This window comes from Cellulomonas terrae, assembly GCF_007990265.1.
Lineage (GTDB): Bacteria > Actinomycetota > Actinomycetes > Actinomycetales > Cellulomonadaceae > Cellulomonas > Cellulomonas terrae.
The window spans coordinates 145,737-170,949 of sequence record NZ_BJWH01000006.1; the positions used below are offsets into that span (position 1 = coordinate 145,737).

General features: G+C 72.6%; 22 protein-coding genes and 1 tRNA gene. 5 read left to right on the forward strand and 18 right to left on the reverse strand.

Annotated elements, in window-relative coordinates; genetic code table 11:
* Positions 1-11: 11 nt before the first annotated feature.
* The 3 genes from CTE05_RS08190 to CTE05_RS08200 all read right to left on the reverse strand — a co-directional run bounded on the left by CTE05_RS08190 (position 12) and on the right by CTE05_RS08200 (position 3,403).
* On the reverse strand, positions 12-1,028 hold the full coding sequence (locus tag CTE05_RS08190) for an acetylxylan esterase (protein ID WP_146845633.1): 1,017 nt from the start codon (positions 1,026-1,028) through the stop codon (positions 12-14).
* Positions 1,029-1,103: 75 nt separating this feature from the next.
* Positions 1,104-2,489: a cystathionine beta-synthase gene (locus tag CTE05_RS08195; RefSeq protein WP_146845634.1), complete on the reverse strand. Its 1,386-nt coding sequence runs from the start codon at positions 2,487-2,489 to the stop codon at positions 1,104-1,106.
* A gap of 98 nt (positions 2,490-2,587) precedes the next feature.
* Positions 2,588-3,403: a Bax inhibitor-1/YccA family protein gene (locus CTE05_RS08200; protein WP_146845635.1), complete on the reverse strand. Its 816-nt coding sequence runs from the start codon at positions 3,401-3,403 to the stop codon at positions 2,588-2,590.
* A gap of 196 nt (positions 3,404-3,599) precedes the next feature.
* On the opposite strand from CTE05_RS08200, the gene CTE05_RS08205 reads away from it, so the two are divergent.
* The 3 genes from CTE05_RS08205 (at position 3,600) to CTE05_RS08215 (ending at position 6,442) form a co-directional block, all read left to right on the forward strand.
* Positions 3,600-4,571, forward strand: coding sequence for an ABC transporter ATP-binding protein (locus CTE05_RS08205; RefSeq protein WP_146845636.1), 972 nt, complete (start codon positions 3,600-3,602; stop codon positions 4,569-4,571).
* The gene (locus CTE05_RS08210) at positions 4,568-5,431 is read left to right on the forward strand and encodes a DUF2705 family protein (RefSeq protein WP_146845637.1); all 864 of its coding nucleotides are present in this window, start codon (positions 4,568-4,570) and stop codon (positions 5,429-5,431) included. Before CTE05_RS08205 ends, CTE05_RS08210 begins: the two co-directional genes overlap by 4 nt.
* A gap of 150 nt (positions 5,432-5,581) precedes the next feature.
* On the forward strand, positions 5,582-6,442 hold the full coding sequence (locus CTE05_RS08215; RefSeq protein WP_146845638.1) for a siderophore-interacting protein: 861 nt from the start codon (positions 5,582-5,584) through the stop codon (positions 6,440-6,442).
* 117 nt (positions 6,443-6,559) lie between these two features.
* On the opposite strand, the gene CTE05_RS08220 is transcribed toward CTE05_RS08215, so the two are convergent.
* The 8 genes from CTE05_RS08220 to CTE05_RS20570 form a co-directional block, all read right to left on the reverse strand.
* Positions 6,560-6,633: transfer RNA gene (locus CTE05_RS08220), tRNA-Leu, on the reverse strand.
* A 76-nt stretch (positions 6,634-6,709) separates the two neighbouring features.
* Positions 6,710-8,191: an NAD(P)/FAD-dependent oxidoreductase gene (locus CTE05_RS08225; RefSeq protein WP_146845639.1), complete on the reverse strand. Its 1,482-nt coding sequence runs from the start codon at positions 8,189-8,191 to the stop codon at positions 6,710-6,712.
* Between the two features lie 70 nt (positions 8,192-8,261).
* Positions 8,262-9,740, reverse strand: a complete 1,479-nt coding sequence (locus CTE05_RS08230; RefSeq protein WP_146845640.1) for a GH1 family beta-glucosidase — start codon at positions 9,738-9,740, stop codon at positions 8,262-8,264.
* 115 nt (positions 9,741-9,855) lie between these two features.
* Entirely contained in the window at positions 9,856-10,968 is a 1,113-nt protein-coding gene (locus tag CTE05_RS08235; protein WP_146845641.1) for an HAAS signaling domain-containing protein, read from the reverse strand.
* Positions 10,965-11,294 carry a PadR family transcriptional regulator gene (locus CTE05_RS08240; RefSeq protein ID WP_146845642.1) on the reverse strand — a complete coding sequence of 110 codons (330 nt, stop codon included), beginning with the start codon at positions 11,292-11,294 and terminating at the stop codon, positions 10,965-10,967. Before CTE05_RS08240 ends, CTE05_RS08235 begins: the two co-directional genes overlap by 4 nt.
* Positions 11,295-11,622: 328 nt before the next feature.
* Positions 11,623-12,576 (reverse strand): Ppx/GppA phosphatase family protein, encoded by a 954-nt coding sequence (locus tag CTE05_RS08245; RefSeq protein WP_146845643.1) that lies wholly within the window; start codon positions 12,574-12,576, stop codon positions 11,623-11,625.
* 245 nt (positions 12,577-12,821) lie between these two features.
* A complete protein-coding gene (locus tag CTE05_RS08250) occupies positions 12,822-13,322 on the reverse strand; it encodes a DUF501 domain-containing protein (protein WP_146845644.1) in 501 nt (166 codons plus the stop codon).
* Positions 13,323-13,351: 29 nt separating this feature from the next.
* A complete protein-coding gene (locus CTE05_RS20570) occupies positions 13,352-14,086 on the reverse strand; it encodes an FtsB family cell division protein (protein ID WP_246123429.1) in 735 nt (244 codons plus the stop codon).
* Positions 14,087-14,193: 107 nt separating this feature from the next.
* On the opposite strand from CTE05_RS20570, the gene CTE05_RS08260 reads away from it, so the two are divergent.
* Both CTE05_RS08260 and CTE05_RS08265 read left to right on the forward strand, forming a co-directional pair.
* On the forward strand, positions 14,194-14,544 hold the full coding sequence (locus CTE05_RS08260) for a PadR family transcriptional regulator (protein WP_146845645.1): 351 nt from the start codon (positions 14,194-14,196) through the stop codon (positions 14,542-14,544).
* Positions 14,544-15,104, forward strand: coding sequence for an HAAS signaling domain-containing protein (locus CTE05_RS08265; RefSeq protein ID WP_186814782.1), 561 nt, complete (start codon positions 14,544-14,546; stop codon positions 15,102-15,104). The genes CTE05_RS08260 and CTE05_RS08265 overlap by 1 nt, the downstream gene beginning before the upstream one ends.
* Before the next feature lie 53 nt (positions 15,105-15,157).
* Here the strand turns inward: CTE05_RS08265 and eno are convergent, their stop codons facing one another.
* The 7 genes from eno to CTE05_RS08300 all read right to left on the reverse strand — a co-directional run bounded on the left by eno (position 15,158) and on the right by CTE05_RS08300 (position 25,142).
* Positions 15,158-16,438, reverse strand: a complete 1,281-nt coding sequence (eno, locus tag CTE05_RS08270; protein ID WP_146845647.1) for a phosphopyruvate hydratase — start codon at positions 16,436-16,438, stop codon at positions 15,158-15,160.
* Positions 16,439-16,523: 85 nt separating this feature from the next.
* Entirely contained in the window at positions 16,524-17,906 is a 1,383-nt protein-coding gene (gene pntB / locus CTE05_RS08275) for a Re/Si-specific NAD(P)(+) transhydrogenase subunit beta (RefSeq protein WP_146845648.1), read from the reverse strand.
* Between the two features lie 4 nt (positions 17,907-17,910).
* Positions 17,911-19,464, reverse strand: a complete 1,554-nt coding sequence (locus CTE05_RS08280; RefSeq protein ID WP_146845649.1) for a Re/Si-specific NAD(P)(+) transhydrogenase subunit alpha — start codon at positions 19,462-19,464, stop codon at positions 17,911-17,913.
* Positions 19,465-19,621: 157 nt separating this feature from the next.
* Positions 19,622-20,254 carry a nucleoside triphosphate pyrophosphohydrolase gene (locus tag CTE05_RS08285; RefSeq protein WP_307724284.1) on the reverse strand — a complete coding sequence of 211 codons (633 nt, stop codon included), beginning with the start codon at positions 20,252-20,254 and terminating at the stop codon, positions 19,622-19,624.
* Positions 20,251-20,829 carry a SurA N-terminal domain-containing protein gene (locus tag CTE05_RS08290; RefSeq protein WP_146845650.1) on the reverse strand — a complete coding sequence of 193 codons (579 nt, stop codon included), beginning with the start codon at positions 20,827-20,829 and terminating at the stop codon, positions 20,251-20,253. The genes CTE05_RS08285 and CTE05_RS08290 overlap by 4 nt, the downstream gene beginning before the upstream one ends.
* Positions 20,830-20,880: 51 nt before the next feature.
* On the reverse strand, positions 20,881-24,558 hold the full coding sequence (gene mfd / locus CTE05_RS08295; protein WP_146845651.1) for a transcription-repair coupling factor: 3,678 nt from the start codon (positions 24,556-24,558) through the stop codon (positions 20,881-20,883).
* 134 nt (positions 24,559-24,692) lie between these two features.
* Entirely contained in the window at positions 24,693-25,142 is a 450-nt protein-coding gene (locus CTE05_RS08300; protein WP_146845652.1) for an FAD synthase family protein, read from the reverse strand.
* Positions 25,143-25,213: the final 71 nt, after the last annotated feature.

Sequence of the window (25,213 nt, forward strand, 5' to 3'; positions counted from 1 at the left end):
CCGACCGCCGCTCAGGCGAGCGCGGACGCCGGGACGGTCCGCTGCGCCAGCAGCGACCGCAGCCAGCGCAGCTGCCGGTCGAGCTGGTGGGCCTGACCGCCCTCGTGCTGGTTGAACGCGTAGACCTCGATGTCGGTGGCGGGTCGTGTCGGCGACAGCCCCGCGTAGTGGTTGTAGGCCGCGAACACCGTGGACGGCGGGCACGTCTGGTCCCGCAGCGCGACGGAGAACAGGGCGGGCGCCGACGCACGTCGCGCGAAGTGCACGCCGTCCAGGTACGACATCGTGCGCAGGACGGTGGCCTCCTGGTCGCGGTGCACGGCGAGGTACTGCACGAGCTCGCCGTACGGGAACGCGTCGGTGATGCCCAGCGCGCGGGGGTAGTGGCACAGGAACGGCACGTCGGGCATGACCGCGGCGAGGCCGTCGGCCAGGCCGGCCACCGCGAGCGCGAGGCCGCCGCCCTGGCTGATCCCCGCGACGGTCACCCGCGCGGGGTCGACGCCGGGCAGCGCACGCACGGCGTCGACCGCGCGGACGGCGTCCGTGATGAGCCGCCGGTAGTAGTGCTCGTGCGGGTCGTGGATCCCCCGCGTCATCACCCCGGGCGACGCCGGTCCGGAGCCTGCCGGGTCGGGCGTGTGGCCGCCGGCCCCCCAGGTGGACCCCTGCCCGCGCGTGTCCATGACCAGGTGCACGTACCCGGCGGCCGCCCAGGCGAGCCGCTCGTGCGCGAACCCGCGCCCGCCGCCGTACCCGATGAGCTCGACCACGGCGGGCAGGTCCCCGACCGCCCCCGCGGGCCGCGTGACCCACGCCTTGATCGGCTGCCCGCCGAACCCGGCGAACGTCACGTCGAACGCGTCGATGACGGTCAGCCCGGAGTCGACGGGCTCGACGGAGAGCGCCAGGTCGTGCGACCTCGCCGACGCCAGCGTCGACGACCAGAACTCGTCGAAGTCCGCCGGCTCGTCCAGCTCGGGCAGGTAGCGCTCGAGCTCGGGCAGGGGAAGGTCGAACAGGGCCATCGTGCTCCTTCGCAGCGACCGGACGGACAGCGGTTCCCGCAGAACCTACAGCTCCCCGCAGGGACGTGCGACGGCCTACCGCGCGAGGAAACCGAGCAGGTCGTGGCGGGTGAGCACGCCGACCGGCGACCCGTCGTCGACCACCATGAGCGCGTCCGCCTTCTGCAGGGCGTCCCGAGCCGACTGCACGCTCTCCCCCGAGCCGATGAGCGGCAGCGGCGCCGCCATGTGCCGGTCGACGCGGTCGGACAGCTCGGCGTCGCCGGAGAACACCGCGTCGAGCAGCTCCCGCTCGCTCACCGCACCGGCCACCTCGCCGATCTTCACGGGCGGCTCGGCACCGACGACGGGCATCTGCGAGACGCCGTACTCGTGCAGGATCTCGATCGCGTCGCGCACCGTCTCGTTCGGGTGCGTGTGCACCAGGTCGGGCAGCTCGCCGGTCTTGGTGCGCAGGACGTCGGCGACCGTCGCGCCCTCGTCGGCGGCCAGGAACCCGTAGGACCGCATCCAGGAGTCGTTGAAGATCTTGGACAGGTAGCCGCGCCCGCTGTCGGGCAGGATCACGACGATCACGGCCCTCGCGGCCGCGGCAGGGTCCTCCTCCTGGAGCCGGCGCGCGTACCGCAGCGTCGCCTCGACGGCCATGCCGCACGAGCCGCCGACCAGCAGCCCCTCCTCGCGGGCGAGCCGGCGCGTCATCGCGAACGAGTCGGCGTCGGAGACGGCGATGATCTCGTCGGGCACCGTCGGGTCGTACGCCGTCGGCCAGAAGTCCTCGCCGACGCCCTCGACCAGGTACGGCCGCCCGTCGCCGCCGGAGTACACCGAGCCGGCGGGGTCGGCGCCGATGACGACCACCCGCCCGTCGGACACGTCGTGCAGGTAGCGCCCGGTGCCCGTGATCGTGCCACCCGTGCCGACGCCCGCAACCATGTGCGTCACCTGGCCCTCGGTGTCCGCCCAGATCTCCGGGCCGGTCGTCTCGTAGTGGCTCGCCGGGCCGTTCGGGTTGGCGTACTGGTTGGGCTTCCAGCCGCCCGGGATCTCCTTGGCCAGGCGGTCGGACACCGAGTAGTACGAGTTGGGGTGGTCCGGTGCGACGGCGGTCGGGGTCACGACGACCTCCGCCCCGTACGCGCGCAGGACGTCGCGCTTGTCCTGGCTGACCTTGTCGGGGCAGACGAACACGCAGCGGTAGCCCTTGCGCTGGGCGACCAGGGCCAGCCCCACGCCCGTGTTGCCGCTGGTCGGCTCGACGATCGTGCCGCCGGGCAGCAGCTCGCCGCTCGCCTCCGCGGCCTCGATCATCTTCAGGGCGATGCGGTCCTTCACGGAGCCGCCGGGGTTCATGTACTCGACCTTGGCGAGGATCGTCGCCGTCAGGCCGGCCGTCACGGACGTGAGCTGGACGAGCGGGGTGCCGCCGACGAGCTCCGAGATGTGCTTGGCGTACTTCACTGTGCTGCCGCTCCCATGGGTGGTGGGTCGGGCAGACGCACGTCGGCCCGGGTGCGATCGATCATCGCACCCGGGCCGACGGCAGTCAGGTCAGGCGGTCAGTCGCCACGCAGGATCGCGAAGATCCGCAGCAGCTCCAGGTACAGCCAGACGAGCGTCACGACGAGGCCGAACGCCGCCGTCCACGCGAGCTTGGCCGGCACACCGGCCTCGACACCGCGCTTGATGGAGTCGAAGTCGACGATGAGCATCGCGGCTGCGAGCACGACCGCGATCAGGCCGATGACCACGCCGAGGGGCCCGGACCGCATCGGGCCGTACCCGTCGCCCGTGTTGCCGAACAGCATGAACACGACGTTGATCAGCGAGTACGCGAGGTAGCCGACCATGGCGACCAGCAGCACGCGCTGGAACTTCGGCGTGACCCGGACCCGGCCGGACTTGAACAGGAAGAGCGAGACCGCGAACACCGAGAGCGTCGCGAGCACGGCCTGACCGACGATGCCCTCGAACCGCGCCTCGTAGAACGCGCTGAGGCCCCCGAGGAAGACACCCTGCGCCGCGGCGTATAGCATGATCAGCGGCGGGCTCGGCTGCTTCTTGAACGCGTTGACCAGGCCGAGCACGAGACCGACGATCGCGCCGAAGATCCAGAGCCCGGGTGCGAGCACCCACGTCGCCGCGCCGGTCACGACCAGGATCGCGAGCAGGCCGGCGGTCTTCATGATGACGTCGTCGTACGTCAGCCGGCCCGTCTCGCGCGTGGTGGCGGCGGGGGCGTCGTACATCTGGTCGAGGGTGGCGGCATCAGCCACCTGGGCACCGGCGGTGCCGTAGGAGACCGTCGACCTCTGGCCCTTGCGCTGCACGGGATCCTGGAAGACGGGACTGTTGTTGAAGATGGGATTGGCCATGGCGTCCTCCTGGACGGATCGGGCGCTGTCAGACGAGGCTGTCACCGTAGCGAACGTCGGCAGGGGCGCGTTCGTTCCCACGTCTCGCACGCCTCGGCCATTCGGCGGGGGCGGATCCCCCCTTGGTCCGATGTATGGCCTTGCCGTAGCCCCCTAGGGTCGACACGGCTCCACTCCCGACGACGAGGATTCAGCGATGATCGAGGCCCACGACCTCACCAAGAGATACGGCAGCAAACTGGCGGTGGACGGGATCTCGTTCACCGTGCAGCCCGGCCGGGTCACCGGCTTCCTGGGGCCCAACGGCGCCGGCAAGTCCACCACGATGCGGATGATCGTCGGCCTCGACCGGCCGACGCACGGCACCGTCACCGTCAACGGCCGCCCCTACGCCGAGCACCGCTCCCCGCTCACGCAGGTCGGCGCGCTGCTCGAGGCGAAGGCCGTCCACACCGGCCGCAGCGCCCGCAACCACCTGCGCGCCATCGCGGCGACGCACGGCATCGGGAACAAGCGCGTCAACGAGGTCATCTCGATGACCGGCCTGGACACCGTCGCGAAGCGTCGCGTCGGGGGCTTCTCGCTCGGCATGGGGCAGCGCCTCGGCATCGCGGCCGCCCTGGTCGGGGACCCGCAGACGCTGATCCTCGACGAGCCGGTCAACGGGCTGGACCCCGAGGGCGTCCTGTGGGTGCGCAACCTGGTCAAGTACCTGGCTGCCTCCGAGGGCCGCACGGTCTTCCTGTCCTCGCACCTCATGAGCGAGATGGCCGTGACCGCGGACCACCTGATCGTCATCGGCCGCGGCAAGATCATCGCCGACGGCCCCGTCGACACCGTGATCTCCGAGGCCACCCGGTCCACCGTGCGCGTGCGGTCGCCGCAGGCCACGGACCTGGCCGCACGCCTGGCCGGTCCCGCCGTGACCATCACCCCCGCCGAGGACGGTCTGCTCGAGGTGCACGGCGCCACGGCCGTCGAGGTCGGCGAGATCGCCGCCGCGTCGGGCATCGTCCTGCACGAGCTCACGCCGTTGCAGGGTTCCCTGGAGGACGCGTACATGTCCCTGACGTCGGACTCCGTCGAGTACCACTCCGCCGAGATCCCGGGTGCGGAGCCCCGCGCCACGACGACTGCCGCGACGACCACCGGAGAGGACGCCCGATGAGCACCGCCGTCGCCACCGAGCCCCCGCGCACGAACGCCCCGCTGACCCCCCACAAGCTCACGTTCGGCCACCTGCTGCGCGGCGAGTGGATCAAGTTCTGGTCGGTCCGGTCGACCATCTGGACCCTGGCCATCTTCCTGCTGGCGACCGTCGGCCTGGTCGTCCTGATCAGCCTGGCGTTCGTCAACGCTCCCAGCCCCGAAGAGGGCGGTCCGCCCGACGCGAGCGACGCGCTCGGGCCGCTGAGCTTCGCGGTGACCCTCGGCCAGCTCGCGCTGGCCGTCCTCGGCGCCCTGACCATCACGAGCGAGTACACGACGGGGATGATCCGCTCGAGCCTGACGGCCGCCCCCAAGCGCCTCCCGGTCCTGTGGTCCAAGGCGATCGTGCTGGTCGTCGCGGTCCTCGGGGCGTCGCTCGTGGCCGTGGCCGCCGGGACGGGCCTGCAGTGGCTGTTCTTCGACAGCCAGGGCCTCTCGGTCGACTTCAGCGACCCGGACATGATCCGTCCGCTCGTCGGCACCGCGGTGTACCTCGCCACCATCGCGCTGTTCTCGTACGCGCTCGGTGCGCTCATGCGGCACTCGGCCGCGGCCATCGCGACCGTGCTGGGCCTCCTGCTCGTCGCGCCGATCCTGTTCAGCTCGATCCCGTGGAAGCCGCTGACCCTGATGGCCCCGTTCCTGCCGGGTCTCGCCGGTCAGCAGCTCACGCAGACGGATGCCCAGCTCGAGATGTCGGCCTCGTTCTCGGACGTCGGTGCCGACCTCAGCGCCTGGGAGGGCTACGGCGTCCTGGTCCTGTGGGTCGTCGTCGTCCTCGGGGTGGCCGCCGTGCTGCTGAAGAAGCGCGACGCCTGACCTGACACACGACGACGGGGGCGGTCCGCGTGCGGGCCGCCCCCGTCGCCGCGCCCAGCGGCGTGGGGACGAGCACGACGCCCACGGCACCCGGGGCTGACAGCGGCTAGCGTGGGCCGCCGCAGGACCACTCCCCGACGAAGGACCTCGATGACCGACGCACCGGCCCGACCCCGCCCCGCACCACTCGTGGCGGAGGTCGTCCGGACCGAACGCATCGCCGCGACGATGGTCCGCGTCGTCGTCGGCGGTCCCGGCCTGGCCACGTTCGAGCCCTCACCGCACGCCGACTCCTACGTCAAGGTCGTGTTCCTGCCCGAGGGCACCGACCGCCCCCGGCGCGAGGACGGGCGGCTCGACCTCGACGCGGTGCGCGCGAGCCTCCCGCCCGACCAGCAGCCCCGCCAGCGCTCCTACACGGTCCGCGCCTGGGACCCGGTGGCACGCGAGCTCGTCCTCGACTTCGTCGTGCACGGAGACGAGGGGATCGCCGGACCGTGGTCGGCGACGGCGCAGCCCGGCGACGAGGTCCTCCTGGTCGGCCCCGGCGGCGCGTGGTCGCCCGACCTCGACGCGGCGTCCTATCTGTTCGCCGGCGATGCGAGCGCGCTGCCCGCGATCGCGGTCGCGCTCGAACGGCTCCCCGCGGACGCCGTCGGCCACGCCGTGATCGAGGTGCACGGCCCCGAGGACGAGATCCCGCTGGCCTCCCCCGCCGGCGTGCAGGTGCTGTGGGTGCACCAGGGCTTCTCGGTCGCCGGGCTCGCGCTCGTCGACACCGTGACCGCCCTCCCCGACCTCCCCGCTCCCGTCAGCGCGTTCGTGCACGGCGAGGCGGGTGTGGTGCGCGAGCTGCGCAGGCACGTCCGCGTCGACCGTGGGATCACCCGGGACCGGCTCTCCGTGTCCGGCTACTGGCGTCTGGGCGCCGACGACGAGGGCTGGCGTGCCACCAAGCGCGACTGGCTCGCCACCATCGAGGAGTCCGAGGCGGCGGAAGGGCTCGACTGACCCGGGGAGACGTTGGGGCGAGCACCCGAGCCGGCCGGCCGTCAGCTGACACGACAGGAGGCCGGTCGCCGCGACCGGGGTCTCCTGCGCGGCCGGTCCCCGATGTCTCGGCGGCGGTGCCCCCGCCGGGGTTCGAACCCGGACTGGGCCGGGTTTAAGCCGGCTGCCTCTGCCAGTTGGGCTACGGGGGCCGCGAGCCATCCTGCCAGGCGCACCCAGCACGCGAGCCCCCGACCCACGAGGGTCGGGGGCTCGCGTCAGGACTGGTCAGGCGGTCTTCGCGGACTTCTTCGCCGCCGGCGACCCCGGCTCCGCCTTCTGGGGCGGCAGCGCCGCGTCACCCTCGCCGGGCTCGACGGCGCGCGGCTTGGCCGGTACCGACGCGGCGCGGAACTCGGCGCGCGGGTCGTGCAGGCTGCCGAGCGCGACGACCTCGCGGCGGAGCAGCAGCGCACCGGTCCACCCGGCCGCGATGCGGATCTTGCGGTTCCACGTCGGCATGGCCGCGACGTGGTACGAGCGGTGCAGCACCCACGCGAGGAAGCCGCGGACCTTGATCCGGCCGAACATCTGCGCGACGCCCTTGTACATGCCGAGCGACGCGACGGCGCCGATGTTCTTGTGCTTGTAGTCGGTCACCTCGGCGGAGCGCAGGACGCGCGCCAGGTTGTCGCCCAGGTGGTTCCCCTCGCGCAGCGCGTGCTGGGCGTTCGGGGGGCACATCTGCCCGGGGTTGAACAGGTCCGGGACGGCCGCGCAGTCACCGGCCGCGTACGCGTCGGGCACGACGGCCCCGTCGGCGTCGATGACCTGGAGCGCCGCGTTGCAGGTGACCCGGCCCATCTTGTCGAGCGGCAGGTCCGAGTCCTGCAGCACGGGGTTCGCCTTCACGCCGGCCGTCCAGACGATGGTCTCCGCGTCGAACTCCAGCTTGTTCGACAGCACCACGTGACCGTCGACGCAGCTGTCAAGGAACGTGGACAGGTGGATCTCGATCTGCCGCTTGCGCAGCTGCTCGAGGGTGTACCCACCGAGCTCCTCGCTGACCTCGGGCAGGATGCGCGGCGAGCCCTCGACCAGGACGAAGCGCAGCTCCTCCTGCTCGATCGCCTTGTAGTACTTCACCGCGGCACGGGCCATGTCCTCGACCTCGCCGAGCGCCTCGATGCCGGCGAACCCGCCGCCGACGAAGACGAACGTCAGCATGCGCTTGCGCAGCTCAGGGTCCCAGGTGCTGGCCGCGAGGTCGATCCGGTTGAGGACGTGGTTGCGGACCGCGATGGCCTCTTCGACGTTCTTGAAGCCGATGCCCTGCTCCGCGAGCCCGGGGATCGGCAACGTGCGGGCGACCGAGCCGAGGCCGACGACCAGGTGGTCGTAGGTGATCCAGTACGGGTCACCCTCCTCGGGCGTGATCTGGACCGTGCGGCCGGCGTGGTTGATCTCGCTGACCTTGCCCTGCAGCACGTCGACGCCCTTGAGGGCCCGGCGGTGCGGGGCGACGATGTTGCGGGGGTCGATGGACCCGGCCGCGGCCTCCGGCAGGAACGGCGCGTACGTCATGTACGGGCGGGGGTCGACGACGACGATGGCCGCCTCGCGCTTGCCCAGCCGCTTGCGCAGCCGGCGCGCCGTGTACAGACCCACGGTGCCGCCGCCGAGGATGACGACACGGGGCACCTTGCGCGGCTTGCCCGGGCGGGCTGCCGTGCTGGTCGTGGTGCCGACATCGGAGACGGGGGTAGGCATGCCTCAACGGTAACGGCGCCGGGGGGTGAACGCCCCCCTGGATGCCGGTGATGATGCGCACACCGGGAACTCAGGAGGGTGGCACCTCGTTCGCGCGGACCACCGTCGAGTACCAGTCCATGCTCGCCTTGGGGGTCCGCGCCTGGGTCTCGAAGTCGACGTGCACCAGACCCCACCGCTGGCTCATCCCCTCGGCCCACTCGAAGTTGTCCAGCAGCGACCAGGCGTAGTAGCCGGCGAGCTCGACGCCGTCGCCGATGGCCCGAGCGGCCTGCTGCAGGTGCGCCCGGAGGAACTCGAGCCGCTCCACGTCGTCGGTGGTGCCCTCGGGCGTCGGGTCCGGGATGCCGTTCTCGGTGATGAGCAGCGGCGGTGCGTCCGGGTAGTCGATGAGCAGGTCGATCAGCAGGTCGTAGAGACCCTCGGGGTGGACCTGCTGCCAGACCGCCGCCGACGTCGGGTAGAGGTCGACCTGGTTGCCCGTCTCGTCGACCCCGGTGACGCCGTAGTACTGCACCGCGAGCACGTCCAGCGGAGAGCTGATGACCTCGAGGTCACCCTCCAGGACGAGGTCCTGGAACGCCCCGGCGTCCGCGGGCAGCTGCCCGGGCTTCGTCCCGATCGCGTCCGACGGGTACCGCCCCAGGAGCACCGGCTCGAGGAACATCCGGTTCTCGACCGCATCCGTGTGCACCGCTGCCGGGTCCGCGTCGCGGCTGGTCGGGTAGACGGGCAGGAGGTTCAGCGCGATGCCGATCCCGCCCGCCGCCCCGCTGGCCCGGAACGCCTCGACGGTCCGCCCGTGCCCGAGGAGCTGGTGGTGGATCGCCGCGGCGGCCTGGTCCACGTCCGTGATCCCCGGCGCGTGCACACCCCACCGGTGCCCGACGTAGGCGGTCGTCTTCGGCTCGTTGATCGTCAGCCACGTGGCGTCGACGTCCCGCAGAGCCTCGAACATGATCGCCGCGTACTCCCCGAACCGGTCCGCCGTCTCGCGCACCGCCCACCCGCCCGCGTCCTGCAGCGCCTGCGGGAGGTCCCAGTGGTAGAGCGTGATCGCCGGGCGGATCCCGCGGCTCAGCAGGCCGTCGACCAGCCGACGGTAGAAGTCGACCCCCGGCTGGTTGACGTCCCCCGAGCCCGTCGGCTGGATCCGGGGCCACGCCACCGAGAACCGGTAGGCGGCCAGCCCGAGGTCCGCGACCAGGTCGAGGTCCGACTCCCACAGGCGGTAGTGGTCGGCGGCCGGGTCACCCGTCGACCCGTCGCGGATCCGGCCCGGCGTCGCCGCGAACGTGTCCCAGATCGACTGCCCACGACCGTCCGCGGTGGTCGAGCCCTCGACCTGGAACGCCGACGTCGCGGCGCCCCACACGAACCCCTCGGGGAACGCCATCGGCTCGGCGGGAGGCTGCCACCCGGTGGGCGCCGTGGGGGTCGGTGTCGCAGTGACCTGACCTCCGGACGTGCAGGCCGCGAGCAGGCCGGCGGCGGCCACCCCGCCCCCCAGGTGGAGGACGGTGCGACGGTTCAGGTCACGGGAGGGCATGGCTCTCCTCTTCGAGCGCCGACGGGGAGGAATCGCTGGGAGCGTTCCCACTGCCCATCATCGCAGCCCAGGGCCGTCGGCGGCACCCGTTTCCGGAGGATGCCGCCGACGGTCGTCACGGCGTGCTGGTCGGCGACGGCACGGGGCCCTCCGCGCCGATGGCCGCCTCCGGGGCAGCGTCGAGCGCGGGCGCCTTCGCGAACGGCCACGGTGGCGTCGTCGCGCTGGACCCCGCCGGCAGCACCTGGAGACCCTCGTCGTCGTAGGTGAACTCCGACGTCGGAGCCCCCTGCAGCGGGTACACGTTCCAGCGGGCACGCCCGTCCGAGTCCACCCGGCTGACGAACGACCACGGCTCCGTGGCCTCCGGGAACCAGTACTGCTCGAAGCCGTTGTCGAACGTCGTGCGCACCGGGCGCCCGCGGTCGTCGTACACCTGGACGTCCGTCAGCGGGTTGCCCTCCGCGTCGTACACGAACAGGTTGCTCACCTGCATGCCGTCGACGACGACCCCGTCGACCGCCCTGTCCCGGACGATCGTCTCCGGGTCGCCGTTGCCCAGCGCGCCGGCCAGGTACGCGTCGTAGACGGTCTCCCGGTCCCCCAGCCAGTCCTGCGCCGAGCCGAGGAGCGGCACCACGGCCACGACCGCGACGACGTTGGCCGTCGTCGCGATCCACGCCACGCGGCTCGACCGGAACCACGCCCCCCGGCCCCACTGCACGCTCAGGACCACGCAGCCGACCAGCACCAGGAACGCCGGCAGGTTGTGCGGGAGCCAGCCCGACACCCCGGACATGATCGCGACGAGCTGGTAGACGACCCACCCGCGCAGGAGCCACCAGACCGGCCGCAGCGCGACCAGGAACGACTCGACCGGCGGCCACCAGGCCAGCGCCCGCAGCCGCCGCAGGGCCCAGCGGCCGAGCCTGCGCGCGTCCGCGACCGGATCGCCGAGCGGCAGGCCGGCCCGGGCGGCGGCCGACGCCGGGGCGAGACCGGCCGCCGCACGCAGCTCGGCGGCGTACTCCTCGGGCGGCCCGAACTGCTCCAGGACCCCGCGCCCGTGCGCCACGTGCCGCTCGTCGTCCAGCGCCTCTGCCAGGTCCGCCTCGAGGTCGTCCGTCAGGTCGTCGACCTGCTCGGGGCCCAGGTCCGCGAGGCTGCGCCGCACCGCCGCCGCGTAACCGGCGACGTCCAGCGCGTCCGTGGTGTCCAGCACGCTCATCGCACGACCTCCGTCTTGAGCAGGCGGCCCATGGCGCCTGCGAACTCCTGCCAGTCCTTGCGCTGCGCCTCGAGGACTGCCCGACCCTGCGCGTTGATGCCGTAGTACTTCCGGTGCGGTCCCTCGTCGCTGGGCACCACGTACGACGTCAGCGCCCCCGACGAGTACAGGCGCCGCAGCGTCCCGTACACGGACGCGTCCCCGACCTCCTCGATGCCCGCGGCGCGGAGCCGACGGACGACGTCGTAGCCGTACCCGTCCTCGTCCGAGACGACGGCGAGCACTGCCAGGTCGAGCACGCCCTTGAGCAGCTGGGTGGTGTCCATGGGTCCTCCGGGGTCCGCGCCCGGGTCACGGACCGCCGCGCGGGGCGTCCGACGACCTCGGCCGACGAGCTGGTGCGGGAGCCCCCTCCGGCTCCCGCAGGCCAGACGCTATTACACAATGCGCACTACCGTCCACAACGCGCCAGAGCACGTCGAAACAAGGCCCACGCCCACTGATCGCGCGCACCCCCAGAGCCGGGACGTCCGCACTCGTGAGGGGTGGGACCCGCCGGAGTGCGGACGTTGCGACGCGGACCGGTGGGACGTCCGCGCTCGTGGGGGGTGGGAGCCCCCGGAGTGCGGACGTCGTCGGTGGGGCGGGCGCCAGTCAGCGGGTGGCGATGCTCCAGGCGATGCCGTCGAGGATGTCGTGCTCCGACGTGACGACCTCGGTCAGCTCACCGCCCGCGGCGGCGACCTCGTCGCGGACCCGACGGATCACGTCGGCCCAGACCAGCGCGCCGGCGCCGATCACGTCCACCCGGCCGGGGTGCATGAAGCCCAGCGCGGCGCGGTCCTCGCGGGACCGGAGCAGGAGGTCGTCGCACGCGGCGAGGACGACGTCGACCGGCAGCACCGACCCGTCGATGACCTCGGCGTCGTAGGCGGGCAGGCCGAGACCGTGGGCGGTGACGGTGGTGACGGTCCCGGCCAGGCCGACGAGCGTGACGGTCTTGCCGAGCGGGACGACGGCCGACGCGGTGTCCAGCGCCGCGGCGACGTCGGAGTGCGCCGCAGCGATCTCTGCGGCGGTCGGCGGGTCGCTGCGCAGGTGCCGCTCGGTCATCCGCACGCAGCCGACGTCCATGGAGAACGCGGCCTCGGGAGTCGTCGTGCCCAGCACCAGCTCGGTCGATCCGCCACCGAGGTCGACCACGAGGAACGGTCCGGGATGGCTCGCGCCGAGGACACCAGTGGCCCCCCGGAACGAGAGCTCGGCCTCCTCCTGACCCGCGACGACCTCGGGCTCCACCCCGAGCGCGGCTCGCACGCCGTCGACGAAGTCCGCCCTGTTCTCCGCGTCACGTGACGCGGACGTCGCGACGAACCGGACCGCCTCGACCCCGAGCCCCGTGCAGATGTCGTTGTACCGGCGGGCGGCGTCCAGGGTCCGCGCGAGCGCCTCCGGGGCGATCCGCCCGGTCCGGTCCACGCCCTGGCCGAGCCGGACGACCTCCATCCGCCGGTCCAGGTCCACCAGCGTCCCGGCGTCCGGATCGACGTCGGCGACGAGCAGTCGGATGGAGTTGGTCCCGCAGTCGATGGCAGCCACACGCGTCACGCGCCCCATCCTCGCACCGCACACCCACCCCCACCGGCAACGTCCGACCACGTGGCCGCACGAGACCGCCCCTCACGCGCGACGTCCGAGGAACTGAGCGCCCGGGCGCGCAGAGCTCGGGCGTCGTGGAGCGGGAGACGCGACGTCCGAGGACGTGTGCGCCACGACGCGCAGAAGCTCGGACGTCCTGCGTGTCCGCCGGCAGGACCGAGGCGACAGGTGTGGACGTCGTCGCGGCGTGGCGGTCAGCAGGTGCAGCGGTCGGGGCGCCAGTCGTCGCGGATCAGGGTCAGGGCCTCGTCGCCGATCGGGTTCACGCCCGGGCCGGCCGCCAGGGCGTGGCCGACCAGGACGTGCAGGCACTTCACGCGGGTCGGCATGCCGCCTGCCGAGATGCCCGCGATCTCCTCGACGTGCCCGAGCGCCTCGCGGTCGGCCAGGTAGGCGTCGTGCGCGCGACGGTAGGCGGCGGCGAGCTCCTCGTCGTCGGCGAGCCGGGCGGTGAGCTCCTTCATCAGCCCGCCTGCCTCGAGCGTGCTCACGGCGGCAACCGCCGGCGGGCAGGTGAGGTAGTACGTCGTCGGGAAGGGGGTGCCGTCGTCGAGCCGCGGGGCGGTACGGACCACGAGCGGCCGGCCGCAGACGCAGCGGGCGGCGATGCCGACGACTCCGCGCGGGGGACGGCCGAGCTGCTCGGCGAGCACCGCGAGGTCCTGGTCGGTCACGGTGTCGAAGGAGGGGGCCACAGGTCGATCCGTTCGTGCAGTGGGTCCGGTCAGCCGCCGGCGGGCGGCGCGGGCGTCCCATTGTCGCCCGGCGTCGCGGCATCCTCCGACCCGGGCACAGGCGTCTCGCCCGCGACCTCGACCGACTCCCAGACGTTGGCGTACCAGGGCAGGGTCGACCCGGCGTCCAGCGCGGTGGCGGGGCCGTCGTCGGCGGGCGGCGTGTCCGGCACGGTCTCCGGGTCGACGACGCGGAACGCCTTCTCCCCCGGCAGCACGAACGAGAGCCGCTCGCGCGCCTGCGCGGTCACGTACGCGGGGTCGTCCCAGCGCCGCAGGTCCGCCTCGAGGTTCTCGTTGCGCTCGCGCGCCGCCTCGACCTCGGCGCGGAGCTGGTCCACCTCGACGCGCTGCTCCAGGTAGGCGTGCAGCGTCGGGTACACCAGCACGAACGCGAGCAGGAGCACGCACGAGAAGACCATCGTGCGGACGGTGAACAGTCGCGGCACCCGCACCTGCACCCGCTCGGCGCGCGGGGTGCCCCGCGGCGGGGTCGGCGCCCCGCGCGTCGCGGGGCGGGTGGCGGCGGGTCGCGACGAGGAGGGCTTGGGCGACGACGACGGGGTGGGGCCGACGCGGGGGGTCGTCCCGGAGCGGGGTGACGACGGACGGCTGCCCGCGCTCCCCCGCGGCACGCCTCCCGCGGGCGTGGGCGTCCCCGACCGGGGTGCCGCCGCGCGCCGACCGGGGGCGCTCGGGGACGCCGGGCGTCGGGGGGCAGACATGGCGTCGATTGTGCCCCGTACCGCCCCGACCTGCCCGGATGTCGGATGCCGTGGCGCGCCGGGTGGTCGTTGACACGTCCCATGCGTCGCTCGGTACCATGCGTCACATGGAACCGAAGGGATCGGAGGCGCACGCCGTCCTCACCCAGCTGCGGCGCGGCACCCTCGAGTACTGCGTGCTCGCCCACCTCGACCGCGGCCCGTCGTACGGCCAGGACATCGCCCGCGCTCTCGGCGGGGACGACATCCTGTTCGGGTCGGAGGGCACGCTCTACCCCCTGCTGACCCGGTTGCGCCGCCGCCGCTGGGTGGACACCACCTGGCAGGAGTCCCCGACCGGCCCGCCGCGCCGCTACCACGCGCTCACCGACGAGGGCCGGGACGCGCTGCGCTCCTTCGTCGCCGTCTGGGAGCCGTTCCGCACCGGCGTGGACCACCTCATGAAGGGCATCGCGTGATGCGTACCGTCCCACCGCTCGTCGCGGCCTACCTCGCCGACCTCGACCGCCGCCTCTCGGGCGCGGACCCGGCCGAGCGGGCCGACATCGTGGACTCCGTCCGCGAGCACATCGACGTCGCCCTCGACGAGCTCGAGCACGACCCGACGGGCGACGACGTGCGGCGCGTCCTCGCCGACCTGGGCACCGTCGACGACGTGGTCGCCGCCTGGAGCCCCGACACACCGCCCCTCCCGACGGTCCGCCGTTCACTGACCGACTCGCCCGTCGGTGTCGTCCTCGTCGCGCTCGGCGGCCTGGCGCTGGGGCTCGTGCTCGCGCCGGTCAGCCTGGTCCTGCTCGCCATCCCGGCGGCCGCGCTGGTCCTCGCGATCGTGAGCTCTGTCGGCTGGGTCCGGCGCGGGACGCACTGGAAGAGCTGGCGCACGACCTTCGTCCTGACCGTGCCCGTCCTGCTGGTGACGGGCTTCGTGACCGTGGCGCTCACCGCCGTCTACTCGAGCTCGGAGTCCGTCGGCGGCGACCCCCAGCCGATCGTCTCGGTGCCGTCGACCCCCTGACGACGCCGGAGGCCGGCCACCCCACGGGGTGACCGGCCTCCGAGAGCCGTGCGTCAGGCCGTGAACCGCGGGAAGGCGGAGCGACCGGCGTAGCGCGCGGCGTCGTCCAGCTCCTCCTCGATGCGGAGCAGCTGGTTGTACTTGTTGATGCGCTCGCCGCGGGCGGGGGCACCGGTCTTGATCTGGCCGGCGTTCGTGGCCACCGACAGGTCGGCGATGGTGGTGTCCTCGGTCTCGCCGGAGCGGTGCGAGGTCATCGTCGTGAACCCGCTGCGCTGGGCCAGCTCGACGGCGTCGAACGTCTCCGTCAGCGTGCCGATCTGGTTGAGCTTGACCAGCAGCGAGTTCGCCGACTTGAGCTCGATGCCCTTACGGAGACGCTCGGGGTTGGTGACGAACAGGTCGTCGCCGACGATCTGCACGCGGTCGCCGACCTCGGCCACCAGCTGCGACCAGGAGTCCCACTCGTCCTCGGACAGCGGGTCCTCGATGGAGACCAGCGGGTAGTCACGCACCAGCTGCTCGTAGTACGTGATCATCTCCTGCGGGGAGTGCGCGCGACCCTCGAACTGGTAGGCGCCGTCCGTGAAGAACTCCGTGGCGGCGACGTCGAGCGCGAGGCCCAGGTCGACACCGGGCGTGAAGCCGGCCTTCTCGATGGCGACCAGGATGAGGTCGAGCGCCTCGCGGTTGCTGCCCAGGTTCGGGGCGAAGCCGCCCTCGTCGCCGAGGCCCGTCGACAGGCCCTTGCTCTTCAGCACGGACTTCAGGGAGTGGTAGACCTCGACGCCGGTGCGCAGCGCCTCGCGGTACGTGGTCGCACCGATGGGGGCGACCATGAACTCCTGGATGTCGACGTTGGAGTCGGCGTGCGACCCACCGTTGAGGATGTTCATCATCGGGACCGGCAGCACGTGGGCGTTGGGGCCGCCGAGGTAGCGGAAGAGCGGCAGGTCGGCCGAGTCGGCGGCGGCCTTCGCGACGGCGAGCGAGACGCCGAGGATCGCGTTGGCGCCGAGCTTGCCCTTGTTGGCGGTGCCGTCGAGGTCGATCAGCGCACCGTCGATCAGGCGCTGCTCGGTGGCCTCGAAGCCGATGAGCTCGGGGGCGATCTCGTCGATGACGGCGCTGACGGCCTCCTCGACACCCTTGCCCAGGTAGCGGGCGGAGTCGCCGTCACGGCGCTCGACGGCCTCGAACGCGCCGGTCGACGCACCCGAGGGGACGGCAGCACGGGCGATGGTGCCGTCGTCGAGTGCGACCTCGACCTCGACAGTGGGGTTGCCGCGCGAGTCGAGGATCTCGCGGGCGCCGACGGCCTCGATGCTGGCCATGGGTGCTCCTTTGGAAGCGGGTGGGTTTACGACCTCACCCTAGTGGCGTCCCACACCGCGCCGCCCGGGCCCTTCGACCCGTGGACTACAGCGCCAGCATGATGTGCTCGACCTGGTCCTTCGCGTCGCCGAACAGCATCGACGTGTTCTCGCGGAAGAACAGCGGGTTCTGCACGCCCGCATAGCCGGTGGCCATCGACCGCTTGAACACGATGACGCGGGCGGCCTTCCACACCTCGAGCACGGGCATGCCGGCGATGGGCGACGAGGGGTCGTCGAGGGCCGCCGGGTTCACGGTGTCGTTGGCGCCGATCACCAGGACAACGTCGGTGTCCGCCAGGTCGCCGTTGATCTCGTCCATCTCGAGCACGATGTCGTAGGGCACCTTGGCCTCGGCGAGCAGCACGTTCATGTGCCCCGGCAGCCGACCGGCGACCGGGTGCACCCCGAACCTGACCTCGACCCCGCGGGCCCGCAGCTTCGCGACGAGCTCCGCGACGGGGTACTGCGCCTTCGCGACGGCCATGCCGTAGCCGGGGGTGATGACCACGCGGCGGGCGTCGGCGAGCAGCTCGGCGGCCTCGGGCGGCTTGATCTCGTGGTACTCGCCGAGCTCGGCGTCCGACGCGACGACCGTCCCGCCGGCCGTGCCGTACCCGCCGAGGATGACGCTGACGAACGACCGGTTCATGGCCGTGCACATGAGGTAGCTGAGGATCGCACCGGACGAGCCGACGAGCGCGCCGGTGACGATGAGCAGGTCGTTGCTGAGCATGAACCCCGCCGCGGCGGCCGCCCACCCGGAGTACGAGTTCAGCATCGACACGACGACCGGCATGTCGCCGCCACCGATCGACGCGACGAGGTGCCAGCCGAGCGCGAGCGCGACGACGGTCATGAGCAGCAGGGGCCAGACGCTCCCGGAGCCGAGGAACCACGCCAGCAGCACGCCGGACACCACGACCATGCCCAGGTTCAGCCAGTTGCGGCCGGGCAGCACCATGGGCGCGGAGCTGATCTTCGTCGAGAGCTTCAGGTACGCGACGACCGAGCCGGTGAACGTCACCGCGCCGATGAGCACGCCGAGGAACACCTCGACGAGGTGCGCCGGGTCGGACGGTTCCGTGAGGAACGAGTTGTAGCCGACGAGCACGGCCGCGAGCCCGACGAACGAGTGCAGGATCGCGATGAGCTCGGGCATCTGCGTCATCTCGACGCGACGCGCCTGCCACGTGCCGACGGTCGCACCGACGAGGAAGACGACGAGGATCAGCGACGCGGTGACCTCGACGGGCCGCTCGGAGCCCTCCAGGGCGAGCGCGACGGTCGCGACGAGCGCGAGGGCCATGCCCACCATGCCCGCGAGGTTGCCGCGCCGTGCGGTCTCCTGCTTCGAGAGCCCGGCGAGGCTGAGGATGAACAGGACGGCGGCGGCGAGGTAGACAGCCTGGGCCACGGAGGTCAGCACGGGGTCAGGCGTCCTTCCGGAACATGCGGATCATGCGGTTCGCGACGAGGAAGCCCCCGAAGACGTTGATGCTGGCCACCGAGGCGGCGATGACGGCGAGGACGGTGACGAGCCAGCTGTCGTCGCCGATCTGCAGGAGCGCGCCGACGAGGATGATCCCGGAGATCGCGTTGGTCTGGGCCATCAGGGGCGTGTGCAGCGAGTGGCTGACGTTGGAGATGACGTAGTAGCCGACGATGACCGCGAGCACGAACACGGTGAAGTGCCCGAGGAAGACGGCCGGTGCGAACGAGACCGCGAACAGCACGGCGACGGCGAGCAGGGCGAGGACGACCGAGCGCCGCTGCCGTCGGCGGGCCTTGTCCTGCTCCAGCGCCGCGGCCGCCGCAGCCCGCTCCTGCGGGGTGGGGCCGGCCGGCGCGACCGGCGCGGCGGAGACCTGGACGGGCGGTGGCGGCCACAGCACCTCGCCGTCGTGCGTCACCACCATCCCGCGCTGCACCGGGTCGTCCAGGTCGAGCACGAGCTGCCCGTCCTTGCCGGGGGTGAGCAGCTGGAGCAGGTGCACGATGTTGGTCCCGAAGAGCTGGGACGTGTGCTGCGGCATCCGGCTGGTCAGGTCGGTGTACCCGACCACCGTCACGCCGTTGTCGGTCACCACGGCCTTGCCCGGGACGGTGAGCTCGCAGTTGCCGCCGCCGGACGCGGCGAGGTCGATGATGACGCTGCCGGGCCGCATCCCCGCGACCATCGCCGCGGTGATGGTGGTCGGCGCGTGCCCGCGCACCAGCGCGGTGGTGATGACGATGTCCGCGTCGGCGGTCTCCGCGGCGTACATCTCCTGCGTCAGCCGCTCCTGCTCCTGCGTCAGTGCGCTCGCGTACCCGTCGCTGCTGACCGCCTGCTGCGCGGCCGCGGCCTGGACGAACGTCGCGCCCATCGACTCGATCTGCTCGCCGACCTCGGGCCGGACGTCGAACGCGCGCACACGCGCGCCCATCGAACCCGCGGCCCCGATCGCCGCCAGCCCGGCCACGCCCGCGCCGATGACGAACACGCGGGCCGGCGGCGTCTTGCCCGCGGCGGTGACCTGGCCCGTGAACATCCCGCCGTAGACCTCGGCGGCCTCCACGACCGCGCGGTAGCCGGCGACGTTCGACATCGTGCTCAGCACGTCGAGCGCCTGCGCCCGCGAGATGCGCGGCACCGCGTCGAGGGCGAGCGCGGTCACGCCGCGGGCGTGCAGGTCCTCGACGAGCGCGGGGCTGGACGCGGGCGCGAGCATCGCGACGAGCGTGGCGCCCGCGCGCAACGAGGCGACCTCGGCGTCCGTCGGCGGGTTGACCTTGGCGACGACGTCGCTGTGCCAGACGTCGGCCACGCCCCCGACGGCTGCGCCCGCCGCCTCGTAGTCCTCGTCCCGGAACGTCGCGGAGGCGCCCGCCCCGCTCTCGACGACGACCTCGTAGCCGAGGCCGACGAGCTGGCCGACCGTCTTCGGCGTCGCGGCGACGAGCCGTTCGCCGGACCGGCTCTCGATCGGGATGCCGATGCGCATCGGGCGTGCCTCCGTCGTCGGATCGTCGTCACGGGCTGGCCGTCGGGGGACGACGAGCCGCCCTCATCATGGCGGCCACGCGCAGGCTACGGGTTCCGTCACCGGTGCGGCAAGCGCTTTCCGTCCGCCATTCGGATGATCGGGAGAACTTCCGGCGTCAGGAACCGCCCGCCTGCTCCCGCGACCGCAGGTCGAGCTCCCACGCGGCCGCCGTCCGGCGCAGCTCCCCCTCGGCGTCGACCCCGGCGGCGTCGGCCTCCAGCACCAGCGCGAGCAGCCGCTCCCCCAGCCCGTCCCCGGCCGGGACCGGCGCGTCCAGGCCCGCTCGTCCCGCCCGGCCCGCGACCTTCTGCGCCCGCGCCAGCGCACCGAGGGCCAGCGGCACACCGTCGAGCGCCGACGCGCGCTGCTTCTCGGCGTTCTTCAGCCGGTCCCACTGCACGTGCACGTCGCCGTCGAGCTCCGCGTCCTCGAACACGTGGGGATGCCTGCGGACGAGCTTGGCGACGAGGTCGGCGGCCACGTCGTCGACGTCGAACGGGTCGCTCGGGTGCTCGGTGGCGATGCGCGCGTGGAAGACCACCTGGAGCAGCAGGTCCCCCAGCTCCTCGCGCAGCCCGGGCCGGTCCCCCGACTCGATCGCCTCCGCCAGCTCGTGGGCCTCCTCCAGCGCGTACGGCACGAGCGACTCGTGGGTCTGCCGGGCGTCCCAGGGGCAGCCGCCGGGCGAGCGCAGCCGGTCCATCACGCGCACGAGGTCGCGCAGCGGGTCCGGCTCCGTCCGCGTCACGAGGCCGAGGGTGTCGGCGCCGGCTCGGGGACGCTGTCGTCCGTACCGGAGCCCGAGCCCACCAGCCACGGCGGCGCCACCGGCGCACCGATCTGGAAGTCGTCCTCCAGCGACGCGAACCGCGGGTTGACCTCGATGTCGAGCGCCCGCAGCCGGGTGTCGATCTCCTCGCCGATCTCGGACGGGTTCGCGAGGTCCTCGAGGTTGCTGTAGGCGATCGAGTAGCGGGCGACCGCCAGCGCCGGCTCCGTGAACGTCGCGGTCGCGTCGGGGGACTTCTGCTTCACCACCTCGTCCAGCAGGGTCCGGGCGTCCTCGTCGGACACGCCGACACCCTTCTCCTCGGCCAGCTCGACCACGGTGGGCTCCTGGACCAGGACGGAGAGCACGTTCGTCGTGGTCACGCCCTGGAACCAGGGCAGCAGCTCCGACAGCGCCGCCTCGACGTCCGACGTGGGGATGGCCGTGCCGTCGACCACCGCCGCCGCCCCGGGCTGCCCGGCGCACCCCGCCAGGCCGACCGTCGTCAGCGCGACCAGCACCCCCGCCGCCTTCGTACGCCACTGCACCGCCACCGCCGGACCTCCCGCGTCGTCGCTCGTCGATCGTGGGTCATCGTAGGGCCCTCACCTGCGTGCGGTGCCCCCCGTGCCCGCGGCGGCCGCGGCCGCGACGTCCCCCCGGACCACCGCGTCGATGAACTGCCGCGCCCAGAGCATGACCTCGCGGCCCTGGACGGGCTTGCCGCCCAGGCGCGCGGTCATCGGCCACGGCACCAGGACGGTGCGGACGGCGGGCTTGAGCACCGCGCCGGGGTAGAGGCGCTTGAGCCGCAGCTGTGCGGACTCCGGCAGGTCGACGGGTGCGAAGCGGACGAACTTGCCCTGGGCCGTGACGTCGGACAGCCCGGACGCCCGGACGTGCTGGCGGAACTCCGCGACCTCGAACAGGTTGTCGACCGCCGACGGCACCGCGCCGTAGCGGTCCACCAGCTCCGCCCGGACCTCGCCGAGCGCCGCTGAGTCCGCCGCCGCCGCGATCTTGCGATAGGCCTCGAGCCGCAGGCGCTCGTGCGCGATGTAGTCGTGCGGGATGTGCGCGTCGACGGGCAGCTCGATGGTGACGTCGGGCAGCTCCTCCTCGACGTCACCACGGAAGTTGGCGACGGCCTCGCCGACCATGCGGATGTAGAGGTCGAAGCCGACGCCCTCGATGTGGCCGGACTGCTCGCCGCCCAGCAGGTTGCCGGCGCCGCGGATCTCCAGGTCCTTCATCGCGACCGCCATGCCGGCCCCGAGGTCGGTGTTCGCGGCGATCGTCTGGAGCCGGTCGTGCGCGGTCTCCGTGAGCGGCTTCTCCGGCGGGTAGAGGAAGTAGGAGTAGGCCCGCTCGCGCCCGCGCCCGACGCGCCCGCGCAGCTGGTGCAGCTGCGAGAGGCCCAGCAGGTCCGCACGCTCCAGGATGAGCGTGTTCGCGTTCGAGATGTCCAGACCGGTCTCGACGATGGTCGTGCAGACCAGGACGTCGAACCTCTTCTCCCAGAAGTCGACGATGACCTGCTCGAGCTGGTGCTCGTTCATCTTCCCGTGCGCCACCGCGACCCGGGCCTCCGGGACCAGCTCCATCAGGCGCGACGCGGTCCGCTCGATCGAGTCGACCTTGTTGTGCACGTAGAACACCTGGCCCTCGCGCAGCAGCTCGCGCCGGATCGCCGCGCTGATCTGCTTCTCGTCGTACGCGCCGACGAACGTCAGGACCGGGTGCCGCTCCTCGGGCGGGGTGGCCAGCGTCGACATCTCGCGGATGCCCGTGACGGCCATCTCCAGCGTGCGCGGGATCGGCGTCGCGCTCATGGCCAGCACGTCGACGTTGGTGCGCAGCGCCTTGAGCGTCTCCTTGTGCTCGACGCCGAACCGCTGCTCCTCGTCGATCACCACGAGGCCGAGGTCCTTGAACCGCACCTCCCCCGTGATCAGCCGGTGGGTGCCGATGACGACGTCGACCGTGCCGTCGGACAGCCCGGCGACGACCTCCTTGGACTCCTTCGGCGACTGGAACCGGCTCAGGGCCTTCACCGTCACGGGGAACGCGCTGTACCGCTCGCTGAACGTGTCGAGGTGCTGCTGCACGAGGAGCGTCGTCGGCACCAGGATCGCCACCTGCTTGCCGTCCTGCACCGCCTTGAACGCGGCCCGGACGGCGATCTCCGTCTTGCCGTAGCCGACGTCGCCGCAGACCAGCCGGTCCATCGGGATCGGCTTCTCCATGTCGGCCTTGACCTCGTCGATCGTGGCCGCCTGGTCCGGCGTCTCCACGTACGCGAACGCGTCCTCGAGCTCGCGCTGCCAGGGCGTGTCCGGCCCGAACGCGTGCCCCGCGGTCGCCATGCGCGCCGAGTACAGCCGGATGAGCTCCGCAGCGATCTCCTTGACGGCCTTCTTGGCGCGGCCCTTGGTCTTCGCCCAGTCGCCGCCGCCCATCTTGGACAGCGACGGAGCCTCGCCGCCGACGTACTTGGTGACCTGGTCCAGCTGGTCGCTGGGCACGTAGAGCCGGTCCCCGGGCTGACCGCGCTTGCTCGACGCGTACTCGATCACCAGGTACTCGCGCGTCGCCGCGGTGGAGCCGGAGCCGATCGTCCGCTGCACCAGCTCCACGAACCGCCCGACACCGTGCTGCTCGTGCACCACGTAGTCGTGCGGGCGCAGCTGGAGCGGGTCGACGACGTTGCGACGCCGGCTCGGCATCCTGCGCATGTCCCGGGTCGACGTCCCGGCGCGGCCGGTGAGGTCCGACTCGGAGAACACCGCGAGGTGCAGGGGCTCCGCGACGAAACCCGGTCCGACGGGCGCGGGCACGACGAGGACGACACCGCCCTCGGGCTCCTCGGTGATGGTGCCGACGAGCCGCGCCGGAACCTCGGCGGCCTTGAGCTGCTCGACCATGCGCTGCGCGGGGCCGTGCCCCTCGGTAGCCAGCACCAGCCGCCAGCCGGCCTGCTGGAGCACGCGCACGTCGGCGACCGCGCGGGCGACCTCGCCGCGGTACCGCTCGACGTCCCGCGCACCGATCACCAGCGTCTGCGTGGTCGCCGCGAGGTCGTCCGCCATCGCGCTGGCGTGCGGCGACTCGTTCCGGGCGGCCGTGTGACCGGTCCCCGTGGCGCCCTCGTAGAAGTCGTCCGGCTTGGCCGCCTCCGTCGCGTCGACGTCGAGCGAGAACGGCGACAGCGTCCACCAGCCGAGCCCGCGGACGGCCGCGAGCGCACGGATCTCCGCGAACGACGCGAAGCTCGCCGCGGACAGGTCCAGGGGCGTCGCCGCACCGGCCGCCGCGGACGTCCACGCGGCCTCGAGGAACTCCTGCGTGGTCGCGACGAGGTCGTGCGCGCGCCGCCGCACCCGCTCGGGGTCGACCATCACCAGCAGGCTGTCGTCGCCCACCAGGTCGAGCACCGGCACCATCGACTCGACCAGCGCGGGCGCGAGGGACTCCATGCCCTCGACCGCGATGCCGTTGGCCAGCTTGTCCAGCATGTCGACCGCACCCGGCAGCTGCGGGACGAGCTCCGCCGCGCGGGCGCGCACCGCGTCGGTCAGCAGGATCTCCCGGCACGGCGGCGCCCACACGCCGTGGTCGGCCACCTCGAGGCTGCGCTGGTCCGCGATGGAGAACCAGCGGATCTCCTCGACGTCCTCACCCCACAGCTCGACGCGCAGCGGGTGGTCCTCCGTCGGCGGGAACACGTCGATGATCCCACCGCGCACCGCGAACTCGCCGCGCTTCTCCACCATGTCGACGCGCGTGTAGGCCGCGGCGACGAGCTTCTCCGCGAGGTCCGCGAGGTCCACACGGTCGCCCGTGCTGATCGAGACCGGCACCAGCTCCCCGAGGCCCTCGACCACCGGCTGCAGCAGCGCCCGCACGGGCATGACGAGCACGCGCACCGGACCGGCGTGCCCGTCGGTCTCCGGGTGCGCGAGCCGGCGGAACACCGCGAGCCGACGGGCGACGGTGTCGCTGCGCGGCGACAGCCGCTCGTGCGGCAGCGTCTCCCAGGACGGCAGCACCGCGACGTCGTCGGCCGGCACGTAGCACCGGACCGCCGCGGCGAGCTCGTCCGCGTCCCGGCCGGTGGCGGTCACGACGACGAGCGGCCGTCCGGACGCCAGCGCCGCGAGCAGCGGCGGACGGACTCCCGCGGGGCCGACGACGTCGAGCTCGCCGCGCGCGCGGACGGACTCCACCGCCGCGGCGGCCGCAGGGTCGGAGAGCAGGGCGGGAAGCAGGCCGGTGAGGTCCATGGGGTCCTTCGATAGTGCGCGAACGGCTCGCCCGGAGCCGTCCCGAGCAACGCGAATGCCCCAGATCCACAGGATCCGGGGTGCGTCGTCATCCTAAGGCGCCCCGCCGACACGCGGTGGGCGGCGCGGGTGGGTCAGCCGACCTCGGACTCCACCAGCTCCGCCTCGTCGAAGACGGCCAGCGCCCGGCGCAGCGCCGTGCTGGAGGTGTGCATCGTGTACGGGAAGTAGATGACCTCGACGCCGACCGCGGCGAAGTCGCGCTCCAGCCGGTCGCCCTTCGGGGTCCCCCGCCAGTCGTCGCCCTTGAAGATCACGTCGAACCCGACCGAGCGCCACGTCTCGACCTTGTCGGGCACGACCTCCGCGACGACCTCGTCGACGTAGGAGATGTGCCGGACGATCTCCATGCGCTCCGCGAGCGGGACGATCGGGCGGCGCCCCTTGGTCAGCTCCAGCATGTCGTCCGCGACGACGCCGGCGATCAGGTAGTCGCAGCGTCGCTTGGCGTGCTTGAGGATGTTGAGGTGGCCGACGTGGAACAGGTCGTACGCCCCAGGGGCGTACCCGACGATTCGCGCCACGTGCCGCCTCCTGCTGTTCTCGACGTCGGCCGGGGTACCGACCCCGCTCACGATAGGGGTGCAAGTCGGAC